Below are 12187 nucleotides of genomic sequence, written 5' to 3' on the forward strand. Positions count from 1 at the left end.
ATTAGCTATCTCAACTGGGAAACGCAGAAGTTTATAAATATTACGAGTAACCCATATAGCAGCAAATCGCTTAATAACAAAGTCGTATACTCCATTCTAGAGTCAAGTGATGGTAATCTATATATTGGGACAGAAGAAGGTGGTTTAAATCATTTTTCAATTAAAAATAATCGCTTCCACTACTACATTCCTGATCCAAATGTACAAAACAGCATAAAAAGTTTGAATATTAAAAGTTTAGTTGAAGATGCAAATGGTAATATTTGGATAGGATTTTTTAAAGATGGAATAAATATATTTAACCCTAAGACGAAAACATTTACAGATGTTATTTTTGATTCCACAAGAATCACATCACCTGAAATCGGTGATCTTATATATTTGCTAAGGGATAGTGAAAACAATATTTGGATAGCTTCTTCTGAATATGGTTTAACAATCTACGACTGGAAAAGGAGAACCTTTTGCAGACCAGGATTCGAAAAATTGGATAATGATTATCTAAATATTAAAACATTATATAATGATAGAAATGGTAACATTTTGATAGGATTAAATACAAATAAGTTCGGTGTTTTTAATCCCAAAAAAAACTCATTAAAAACTTATAAGTTACCAACAAAAAATATAAATATTGGGATAAGTCCTGAATGTTTTCATAGGACCGAAGATGGATACCTATGGATTGGAACTTCCCATGGGGGATTGTATAAACTGGATACAAGCTTTTCAACTGTTAAAATATATACACTAAGAGACGGACTACCGAGCAACACTATTTATGGAATTCTTGAAGATGACAGCTCCAATCTATGGATTTCCACTGATCATGGACTTGTAAAATTTAATCCAAAAAAGGAATCTATAAAAACCTACTTCAAGGAGGATGGATTAGCAAGCAATCAATTCTGTTATAATGCATATTATAAAACCAGGAATGGTTACTTTCTATTCGGTACAATAAATGGTTTAGTAGCTTTTGACCCTAACAAATTCCATGAAAGCCAACATCTACAAAATGTAATCATAAAAAGCTATCGCTTAGGAAACAAAAAGATAATGATTGATTATCGGCAAAATTCAGAATTATCATCTAAAAATCAACCTATAGTACTCCCATATAATTTTTCAGCAATCACTTTCAACTTTGTCTCTTTAAACTATCAAAACAGTTACAAAAATCAGTATGCCTACATGCTTGAGGGTTTCGACAAAGGATGGAATTATGTTGGTAATCAGAAAAATGCCACCTACACAAACCTTTCTCCAGGTAAATATACCTTCAAAGTAAAGTCATCAATTGACGGAGTTTCATGGAAAGAATCAAATATAAAACTAAACATGGTTATAAAACCGCCATTCTGGGACACTATTTGGTTTAAACTTCTTATAGTATCTATTATTGGATTTTTTATTTACCACTTTTATAGAGACCAAAAGCAAAAGCAAAAAATATTGAAAACCCAATCACTTGCAAATCTGAATCAGTTGAAGCTATTAAGAAACCAGATGAATCCACACTTCCTATTTAACGCTCTTGGTTCAATACGCTCAATGATATTAATTGACAGGAAAAAAGCATGGGAAATGATAACTTCCCTATCAGATTTCCTTAGATACACACTTAATGTATTTAACAAATTTGAAACCTCTTTATATGAAGAAGTAGAAGCAACTAAAAATTACATTCATATTGAAGAGATGAGATTCAAAAATAATTTAAAGGTTAGATATAATATAGATACAAAAACTTTGAAAAATAGAGTACCTGCTTTCTTCCTGCAACCGATTGTTGAAAATGCTATAAAATACGGTATGGAGACCAGCAAGCTGCCTCTTGAAGTTTCCATAAACATCTCCGAGGAAAACGATAAGCTGGACATAAAAATATCAAACACAGGCTATATCCCCGATAAATTAAAACTTAAAAATCTGAAGCAGGATGAAAGTGCTATTAACAATATAATAAAAAGATTACAGCTTCTCTTTGGTGATTCTTACTCATTTAATATATATGAAGATGATGGATGGGTTAATGTTGATATAAAAATCTTTTATAAAGACTTCAAACAAAAAATCCTTCAACTTGAAGAGTCTGAGGCTGAATCAGTTTTAAACAATAAATAATTTTTTCAATTTGGATGCATATCTTCTACTCATTTTGAATGGAGCGCTTAGGCCTTTAATAAATACATTCCTACTTTGATTATTACATTTTCTGACATCTTCGATGTAGTTTATATTGACAAGTACGGACCTATGTATTCTAGCAAAATATTTTGAAGGTAGAATTCTCTCCCAATCTTTTAATGTCTTTGTGACAATATCTTTATTACCCTCTCCGTAGTATACATATGAGTAGTTCCCCTGTGCTTCTATACATTTGATATTAGAAACTCTTATAAACTTTCTACTTCCACCAACCAAAAGATAAATATAATCATTATAATCAAATTTATGGGAAGCAGGCTCAGAGGTAGAAACATGATCTTTTTTTATTCTATCTATCGTAACCTTAAGTCTTTGCTTATTTATTGGCTTTAAAAGATAATCAAGGGCATTAATCTCAAAAGCTTTCACAGCGTATTGGTCATATGCAGTTATAAAAACTATTTTATATTTCGAATCTATTCTTTCTACAAGTTCAAATCCATTTTTCTGAGGCATTTTTATATCAAGGAAGATAACGTCTGGATCAGTTTCTGAAATCACTTTTAATCCATCATCAACATTATCAGCCTCACCAACAACCTCAATTTCTGTATATTCTTCAAGAAGTAATCGCAATTCATGACGAATTAACCATTCATCATCAATAATTAATGCTTTTAACTTTTCCATTTTATTTCAGCTTGATTTCAAATTTGCACCGCAACTTTCACGGACAACAACATAAGGACTTAATATAGTTCTGACAGGGACTTCTTTCCCATCCATCCTCATCAATAATATTTCAAAAGCCTTCTCACCGATTTTATCCGTAGGCTGATGAATAGTTGTAAGAGGTACAGGAGCTACCACTCCCCTTTTAATGTCATCAAAGCCAACTATTGCAACATCCTCAGGTACTCTGATTCCCCTCTCTATTAACGCCCTCTGAAAACCCAAAGCCGAAAGATCATTATAAACGAACATAGCTTCAGGTTTCTCACTCAGTCCAATAAAATACTCTCCTATTTCATAACCACTCTGATAATCATTCCATTCCCCTCTAAGTCGTAAGTGAAATTCAAATTTAGAGTCGAACTCAATTCCAAATTCTTCAAGAGCCTTTACAAAGCCTTTCTTTCTCTTTTCCCCAACGACATTACCAACTTCGCCATTTATATACCCGATTTTCCTGTACCCAAGCTTGGCAAGATGGACACCAGCAAGATATCCCCCTTCCTCATTATCAGTTCCTACAAAATAGATGTCCTCATCATCAATATATGAGACCATAATATACGGGAAACCCTCATCGTGTAACTTCCTTATTATGGGAGTCGCATGATAAATCCGTGCCATAGAAGCAATTATCAATCCACCTACACCAATTTCCAGATAGTGATTGATCATCGATTCTTCTTTCTCTGCGCGGTTTGATGAGCTGGAAAGCAATACATTTATGCCCATACTCGACGCCTTTTCTTCCACAGCCTGCATAATTAGCGAAAAGTAAGGACTATTAAAATCCCTCAAAACAATACCAATTGTCTTATGTTTTGCAAAGTCTACTCCTCTCGACTTTCTTGAAACAAAAGTACCTTTACCAGCCCTAGTCAACAGTAATCCCTCATTTGAAAGATCACCTATAGCCTTTTTAATTGTAATCATACTAACGCCATATTTCTGGGCTAGTATCTCCTGTGGTTCCAGTTGATCACCTTCCTTTAATTCACCTCGGGCAATTTTTGATCTAATATCTTCTGCTACTTGTTTATAAAGAGGTTCTGGGTTTGTAAAGTCAATTGCCATTTTTATACTCCTATTCTAAATTACAAATACATTTTAAATAGCTTATTTGATATATTAAATCTACACAGTATATTTATTTTATACAAGAATTTATTATCTTTTACCTTGTCTAATAACAAAAAATTTATTAATTATAATATATGAAGATTTTTTTAGAGTTCATCAAATTTGCAATATATAGAAAAAAAATATGGTTATTACCAGTTATTATTATTCTGTTGATTCTTAGTATTTTTATAATATTTTTTCAGGGGACAGCTTTAGCTCCATTTATATATACGCTCTTCTGATGATAAAAAAAATCATAAAACTTTATAAAAAATGGATAATTGTTGGGAAAAAAATTGCAACAATACAGACGAAAATTATATTTACTCTTTTTTATTTTATCCTTATAATCCCAATCGGATTTCTACTCAAACCTTTTCTTAAGTACAAAAAAGGCTGGATAAAAATAGACAAAACTGATATTACTATTGATGAAGCCAGGAGACAATTTTAATGTATATATTAGGCGTTTCCTGCTGGTATCATGATGCTGCATCTGCTCTACTTAGAAATGGTGAGGTTGTTGCCGCCAGCGAAGAGGAAAGATTTACACGAATCAAACATGACTATGAGTTTCCAATAAATTCCATAAACTTCTGCCTTGAAAAAGCCGGGATTCAACCACAGGACATCGATTATATAGTTTTTTATGATAAACCCTTTATTAAATTTGAGAGAATCCTAACTTCTATAATTAATCACATACCCAGGTCTCTTGCTGTATTTCGAGAGGCTGTACCGATATGGTTAAAAGAGAAGCTACATTTTCATAACAAAATAAAAAAACTATTAAGAATAAAGCCTAACAAGGTCTTATTCTGTAATCATCATCTTTCTCATGCAGCCAGTGCTTTTTATTTATCACCATTTGAAGAATCTACCATAATTACTATTGATGGAGTTGGGGAATGGGCAACCGCAACCATTGGGTTCGGTAAAGAAAATAAAATCAACATTTTATATGAAATGCATTTTCCACATTCTATTGGACTTTTGTACTCAACCTTTACAGCATTTCTTGGTTTCAGAGTAAATAATGGCGAGTATAAAGTGATGGGGATGGCTCCTTATGGTAAACCAAAGTACGTGGACAAAATAAAAAAGATCGTAACTATAAATAACGATGGAAGTATAGAACTCAACCTTGATTATTTTTCCTTTCCTTACTCAACAAAAAAAGCCTTTACTGATAAATTTATACAAATTTTTGGGGAACCCAGAAAACTAGAATCGTTCTTTTTTACAAAAGACTCCGATTTTCCTGCTTATTACGGAGACAAACCAAGGGATTTTGAAAAGTCAGCGATAGAGAATCAATATTATGCAGACATCGCCGCATCAATTCAGAAAGTTTTAGAAGAAATAATTGTCAAACTTGCAAATTATGCTTATTCTATTACGGGATGTAAAAATATATGTTACGCAGGGGGAGTTGCACTAAACAGTAAAGCAAACTATTATCTGCAAAAAGATACACCATTCGAGGAAATATTTATTCAGCCAGCAGCTACCGATGCCGGGGGTGCTCTTGGAGCCGCCCTCTGGTGCTGGCACGAAGTCCTCGGCAATAAAAATAAAAAAATAATGGAAAGTGCATATCTGGGAAAATCTTTCAGCCAGAATGAGATAAAAAAAGCAATCCTCAAATCAGGATTGAAATATCGTGAGCTAAACGAAGATAGATTAATTAATATCACCGTTGAAAATTTAATTAACAATAAAGTAGTTGGCTGGTACCAGGGCAGGACGGAATGGGGACCTCGAGCTCTGGGAAATAGAAGTATTTTAGCTAATTCAACAAATAAAGAAATGAAGAATATTGTAAATATAAAAGTGAAATTGCGCGAACCTTTCCGCCCCTTTGCTCCCTCAGTTCTGAGTGAAGATATTTTCTCTTACTTTGAAGTAAATAAAGAAATTTATCCTCAAAGATTTATGCTGGTTACATATCCAGTAAAAAAAGAATATAAGGATAAAATAGAGGCAGTTATCCATGTTGATGGTACCTCAAGAATTCAATCTGTATACAGTGACCATAATCCGCTTTATTATAACCTTATTAAAAAGTTCAAAGAGAATACAGGAATTGGATGTATTCTTAATACTTCTTTCAATCTAAAGGGAGAACCAATAGTTAATTCGCCTTGGGATGCGATTAATACTTTTATGAAATCCGGAATAGATATACTGATATTGGGAAATTTTCTTGTTGAAAAAAATGGTTAGAAAAAATTTTTTCTTTTTACGACATCGTTTGCAAAGCGATAACATTAAAAAACAAAATGAGGTTAAAAATGAAAAAATTAATTCTACTTCTAATAGTTTTAACAGGTATTTTGCTACCCTCTGATGTAATCAATACCAAAAATGGCTTAATATTTAAGATTGAAAAAACCAATGTCAATGAACCCAACTTTTTAAAAATCGACTTCATCACAGATAATATAGTGCACATCCAGGCAACAAGAAAGAAACAATTCATTGATACTAGCTTGATTATATTAAACAACTGTATAAATGTAGATATAAAGTGGAATTACTATCAAAAGAATAATTCCCATTTTCTTGAAACTCAGAGAATAATAATTAAGGTTGATAACAGCTCATCCATGTTAACTTTTTTTAATAAAAAAGGAGAAATAATCTTACAGGAAGCTAATAATGGAAAGATAATTAAACCAATAGAATTCCCCTGCGAAAGAGCCTATTCAATTCAACAAATATTTAAGACTCATGAGGACGAAGCTTTTTTTGGGCTCGGACATCATCAACTTGGTATAATGAATTATCGAGGTCATGATATAGATCTGTGGCAACATAATATGATTGCCGTAGTACCATTCATTGTTTCAAGCAGGAATTACGGTATTCTATGGGACAATTATTCAAGAACAAAATTCGGAGATCCCAGGGACTACATCTCAATAGAAGATCTAAATATTGTTGGAATCGATGGAAAAACACCCGGACTGACAGCAGAATATTTCTCGGATCGTGATTTCAATAAACTATATTTGAAAAGCCAGGAACAAAGAATCCAGCATAAATACTTGGATGTCAATGATCCCTTTCCCAAAGATTTTGGTGAAAAGATAAAATCTGTACGATGGTCAGGATTTATAAAACCTGAAAAAGATGGGGTATATAAATTCAGATTGTACTGCTCAGGCTACACCAAAATGTGGATAAATGACGAACTTATAGTAAATAACTGGAGACAAAACTGGTTGCCATGGTATCATTTTAAAAAATTGCATATGAAAAAAGGCAATGTCTACAAGATTAAAATAGAATGGATACATGATGGTGGCTTTATTGGATTAGAATATCTACCTCCTTCTGACACTGATTATGCTGATCTATTATCACTATGGTCAGAGGTAGCAGATGAAATTGACTACTACTTTATATACGGAGAAACTATAGATGAAATAATTAAGGGTTACCGACTCCTTACTGGGAAAGCACCCCTGATGCCAAAATGGGTAGCTGGGTACTGGCAATCAAGGGAAAGATACAAAACCCAAGATGAACTACTTGGTGTCCTTGATGAATATAGAAAAAGAAAAATACCAATAGACAACATTGTTCTTGATTGGTTTTACTGGCCTGAAAATAAATGGGGGTCTCACGATTTTGACAGATCAAGATTTCCTGATCCTGAAGAAATGGTCAGAACAGTTCATGAAAACTATAATGCTCACATAATGATATCTATCTGGCCAAAATTCTATGTAGGAACAAAACATTACGAAGAAATGCTACAAAATGGGTTTTTGTATCTAAGAAATATCCAACTCGGTCAAAAGGACTGGGTTGGATATGTTTCAACTTTTTATGATCCGTATCATGAGGGGGCCAGGGACCTATATTGGAAGCAGATCAAAGAAAAACTGGTACCACTCGGTTTTGATGCCTGGTGGCTTGATGCCACAGAACCGGATATACATTCCAACTTATCAATGGAAGAAACCGTTAAAAGAAACGGACCCACTGGACTTGGACCATTCAGAAGATATAGAAATATCTATTCTCTTTTTCATACTAAGGGTATTTATGAAAACTCCAGAAAAACATTGCCAAATAAGAGAGTATTTATTCTCACAAGATCTGCTTTTGCAGGTCAACAGAAATATTCTGCTGCTGTTTGGTCTGGTGATGTAGCTGCCAGATGGTTTGATTTGAAGAATCAGATCCCTGCTGGATTAAATATGTGCCTTTCGGGTATCCCCTATTGGACGATGGATATAGGTGGTTTTGCTGTTGAAAATAGAATCGCAACCAACCCAAAAACTGACGATCTGGAAGAATGGCGTGAACTTTTCACAAGATGGTTTCAATTCGGGGCTTTTTGTCCAATCTTTAGAGCACATGGCCAATATCCATATCGGGAAATTTATAACATAGCTTCGCATGATCACCCAGCTTATAAATCAATGGTTTATTATGACAAACTTAGATATAGATTAATTCCCTATATTTATTCCCTTTACTGGAAAATTACAAAAGAGGATTATACAATAATGCGAGCCCTTATTTTTGATTTCCCCAACGATAAAAATGTGGTAAATATAGCTGATCAGTATATGTTTGGCCCATATATACTCGTATGCCCCATAACAGAATATAAGACTCGATCAAGAAATGTATACTTGCCAGAGACAAATGGTTGGTATGATTTCTATTCAGGTAATTTCTATAAAGCGGGTAATTCTTACAAAATAGATGCTCCATACGAAAGAATACCGCTTTTCATAAAAGCCGGGGCAATTATTCCAGCAGGTCCTGAAATACAATTCGTTGATGAAAAAGCGGCTAATCCAATCCGCCTTTTCATCTATGGAGGTGAAGATGCCTCATTTACCCTCTATGAAGATGAAGGAGATAATTACAACTATGAAAAAGGGGCGTATTCTGAGATATCTTTCAAATACAACGATAAAGATAAAACATTAAGGATTTTTGAAAGAAAGGGGAAATATCCTGGAATGATTCAGAATCGAATATTTGAAATAATTTATATTACACCGGATAATCCAAAACCTTTTAATTTCAAAATAAAACCAGATAAAACTGCTATATATAAAGGAAAACAGATAAAATTAAAATTGGAGTGAAAAATGAGAAAATTTTTTCAGTACCTGCTAATATTACTAACTTCTTTGGCTATGATTAATGCTAAGGAAAGGATTGAGATTAATTTTAACAGAGGATGGAAATTTTATTTAGGTGATTTGAGAGATGCATTTAAAATTGATTTTAATGAAAAAAATTGGGAGAAGGTAAGACTTCCTCATGACTGGGCAATAAAAGGTCCTTTCGATCCGAACGGAGATCCAGGCACGGGAAAACTGCCATGGAAAGGCGTTGGATGGTATAGAAAATTATTTGAAATACCTGACTCATATAGAGATAAGATAATCTACATTCTGTTCGAAGGGGTAATGGCAAATCCCACCGTATATGTAAATGGCGATTCAGTCGGGGGATGGGATTATGGATATAACTCTTTTTATTTCAACATTACGAAATATTTAAAACCAGGAGATAAAAATCTCATTGCTGTAAGAGTTGATACTAGAGAACATGAGTCAAGATGGTATCCTGGTGCTGGTATATATAGGAATGTTAAGCTGATCGTAGTAAATAAAGTTCATGTGGATATATGGGGTACGTTTGTTACAAATCCCGAGATAAACGAAGATTATGCAATCACAAGAGTAGAGACCAGGGTAAATAACTTTACAGATTCAACTCTTCAAGTGAAAGTTATAACGAAGATAATAAATCCCGATGGAAAAGAAGTTACTACCGATACTGTAAAAGCCTTTATATATAAAATGAGGTATCATAAATTTTCACAAACATTAAAGATTAATAAACCAATACTCTGGGATATAAACAATCCAAAACTTTATATGGTCAAGTCATTCATCTTTGCAAATAACGAGTTACATGATGTTCATATTACTAAATTCGGAATCAGAACGATAAAATTTACAACAAAGAATGGTTTCTTTCTAAATGGTCGAAGATTATGGTTTAAAGGAGTCAACTTCCATCACGATTTTGGGCCACTTGGCGCCGCTTTTCACAGGAGTGTAATGAAATTCAGATTGGAGCAATTAAAAGACATGGGAGTTAATGCCATAAGGACAAGTCATAATGTCCAGGCACCGGAACTTCTGGAATTATGTGATGAAATGGGTTTTCTTGTGATAAATGAAATATTCGACAAGTGGGATAAAAAGGCTGACTTTAAACCAAGTATGGACTTTTATGAATTCGCAGAAAGGAACGTAAGAAATTTTGTAAAAAGAGATAGAAATCATCCATGTGTAGTTATATGGAGCGTAGGAAATGAAGTCTGGGACCTGGAGGCAAACGAAAATAATATGATAGAAAAACTGGAGAAAATGGTTGAATACTTCAGAAAATACGATCCAACTAGACCCATAACTCTGGTTACTGCTGGTACAGGTAATATAGTGAAATGGAGACATTTTGATTATTTTGATATTCATTCTTACAATTATCAAAGAAGATATTACGAAGCATACAGAATAGAACCAAAACCAGTAATAATAACCGAATCAGCATCCACAACAAGTACACGGGGTTTTTATAAAATACCACTTCCAAAGGAGAAAACAGATTTCTTCACACCTGAACTTCAGGTAAGTTCCTATGATTTAAACGGACCGTTCTGGTGCGACCTGCCAGATGAAGGGTTTAATTACGTTGAAACAGATACCTTTGTCTGTGGTGAGTTTATATGGACAGGATTTGACTATCTTGGGGAACCAACTCCGTACGACAACTGGTACGGGGTTGAAGTATCTAAAAAATTGAAACCAGAACAAACAGCGCGAAGCTCTTATTTTGGAATTATAGACCTGGCAGGGATACCCAAAGATAGATACTATCTCTATAGATCTCACTGGAGAGATGATGTCCCAACAGTTCATATACTACCTCATTGGAATTGGGAAGGATATGAAGGAGAAGAAATTCCTGTATTCGTCTATACAAACGGAGACCAGGCAGAATTATTTTTAAATGGCAAATCTCTGGGAAAAAAGAGCAAGATCCCTGTTTCAGAAAATTTACTTGAAAGGTACAGACTAATGTGGAACGTAAAATATGAGCCAGGCGAATTGAAAGCAGTAGCCTATAAAAATGGCAATAAAATAGGAGAAGCAATAGTTAATACCGCCAGTCAACCATATAAAATTCGACTAACTCCTCTTATTAAAAAAATAAAATCAAACGGAGATGATTTTGCTTTTATACTTGTTGAAGCTGTGGATAAAAAAGGCATCTCATGTCCTCACGCAATGAACATAGTCAACTTCAAAATTACTGGACCTGGTATGATCGCAGGTATTGCTAATGGCAATCCTCAATCCTACGAATCATTTATTGACCCAAAACATAGTCTATTTTATGGTAAGGCTATGCTAATCGTAAGATCAGTAGAAGGCAAATGTGGAAAGATAAAAATTGTAGCAAAATCGGAAGGATTGAAAAAAGGCATTGCGTTTATAGAATCAAAATAATAGCAAAAAACATAGATATTTTTAAGGGATTCCCGTATAAAATTGAATACTATAGGTTTATAACCAATTTGGTATATCAAAAATCCAATTGAAATATACAGTGATAAAACCATATTCTAACTTGTCCTTTTAATTAATCTGGCAGAAAATCCAGGACTTATCCCACCTGTTTTCTGATCCCTAAAACTTATAAAAAAAGCTCCCTATCTCCTATTAATTGATGGTTTAATTATAGTTGACGAGAAACAGGCCATATCAAATAACGAACAAACATCTGTATTTATTTTTGTCAAATTTATCCATTATACCAAGTCAAGTGATAACAAATAACTCTGGTCATATAAATGATTTCTATTTTTTCGAAATTTTAATTGTACTTCAGGGAAAAAACTTAATCACTATCCCAATATCAGCACCCGATCTTTGCCCGAATTATTGTCTCCATCGGGATCGAAACGAATTACGCTTGAATTTTTAAAAAAGACTTCTATAAAAGATTTCATATTTCTTGGAGTATATAGAATAAGGTTTTGTATTCACGAAGTCACCGAAGGCGATTTCCCGAAGAACAAGATAGCCTTACGGCAATTGCAAAATGAAGATTGCAAAGTGCAAAAGTCAAA

At 33.6% G+C, this 12187-nt stretch carries 6 protein-coding genes; 4 read left to right on the forward strand and 2 right to left on the reverse strand.

What is annotated here, in order from left to right:
* Window positions 1-2112 precede the first annotated feature (2112 nt).
* Together H0Z29_05970 and H0Z29_05975 are read right to left on the reverse strand one after the other, a co-directional pair.
* Window positions 2113-2841 (reverse strand): response regulator transcription factor, encoded by a 729-nt coding sequence (locus H0Z29_05970; protein ID MBO8131049.1) that lies wholly within the window; start codon window positions 2839-2841, stop codon window positions 2113-2115.
* Window positions 2842-2847: 6 nt separating this feature from the next.
* The gene (locus H0Z29_05975; GenBank protein MBO8131050.1) at window positions 2848-3957 is read right to left on the reverse strand and encodes a GntR family transcriptional regulator; all 1110 of its coding nucleotides are present in this window, start codon (window positions 3955-3957) and stop codon (window positions 2848-2850) included.
* Between the two features lie 289 nt (window positions 3958-4246).
* Here H0Z29_05975 and H0Z29_05980 point away from each other — a divergent pair, with 289 nt between their 5' ends.
* The 4 genes from H0Z29_05980 to H0Z29_05995 all read left to right on the forward strand — a co-directional run bounded on the left by H0Z29_05980 (window position 4247) and on the right by H0Z29_05995 (window position 11564).
* Window positions 4247-4459, forward strand: a complete 213-nt coding sequence (locus H0Z29_05980) for a hypothetical protein (GenBank protein ID MBO8131051.1) — start codon at window positions 4247-4249, stop codon at window positions 4457-4459.
* Window positions 4459-6231: a carbamoyltransferase gene (locus tag H0Z29_05985; protein MBO8131052.1), complete on the forward strand. Its 1773-nt coding sequence runs from the start codon at window positions 4459-4461 to the stop codon at window positions 6229-6231. Before H0Z29_05980 ends, H0Z29_05985 begins: the two co-directional genes overlap by 1 nt.
* Window positions 6232-6299: 68 nt before the next feature.
* On the forward strand, window positions 6300-9122 hold the full coding sequence (locus tag H0Z29_05990) for a DUF5110 domain-containing protein (GenBank protein MBO8131053.1): 2823 nt from the start codon (window positions 6300-6302) through the stop codon (window positions 9120-9122).
* Window positions 9123-9125: 3 nt separating this feature from the next.
* The gene (locus H0Z29_05995) at window positions 9126-11564 is read left to right on the forward strand and encodes a glycoside hydrolase family 2 protein (protein MBO8131054.1); all 2439 of its coding nucleotides are present in this window, start codon (window positions 9126-9128) and stop codon (window positions 11562-11564) included.
* Window positions 11565-12187: the final 623 nt, after the last annotated feature.

This window comes from Candidatus Neomarinimicrobiota bacterium (assembly GCA_017656425.1).
Classification (GTDB): domain Bacteria; phylum Fidelibacterota; class UBA2242; order UBA2242; family B5-G15; genus JACDNV01.

Bases quoted from the DNA above. Each gene is read 5' to 3' on its own strand.
- H0Z29_05985 (MBO8131052.1), top strand. From the start codon at position 4,459: ATGTATATATTAGGCGTTTCCTGCTGGTATCATGATGCTGCATCTGCT.
- H0Z29_05975 (MBO8131050.1), bottom strand. From the start codon at position 3,957: ATGGCAATTGACTTTACAAACCCAGAACCTCTTTATAAACAAGTAGCA.
- H0Z29_05980 (MBO8131051.1), top strand. From the start codon at position 4,247: ATGATAAAAAAAATCATAAAACTTTATAAAAAATGGATAATTGTTGGG.
- H0Z29_05990 (MBO8131053.1), top strand. From the start codon at position 6,300: ATGAAAAAATTAATTCTACTTCTAATAGTTTTAACAGGTATTTTGCTA.
- H0Z29_05995 (MBO8131054.1), top strand. From the start codon at position 9,126: ATGAGAAAATTTTTTCAGTACCTGCTAATATTACTAACTTCTTTGGCT.
- H0Z29_05970 (MBO8131049.1), bottom strand. From the start codon at position 2,841: ATGGAAAAGTTAAAAGCATTAATTATTGATGATGAATGGTTAATTCGT.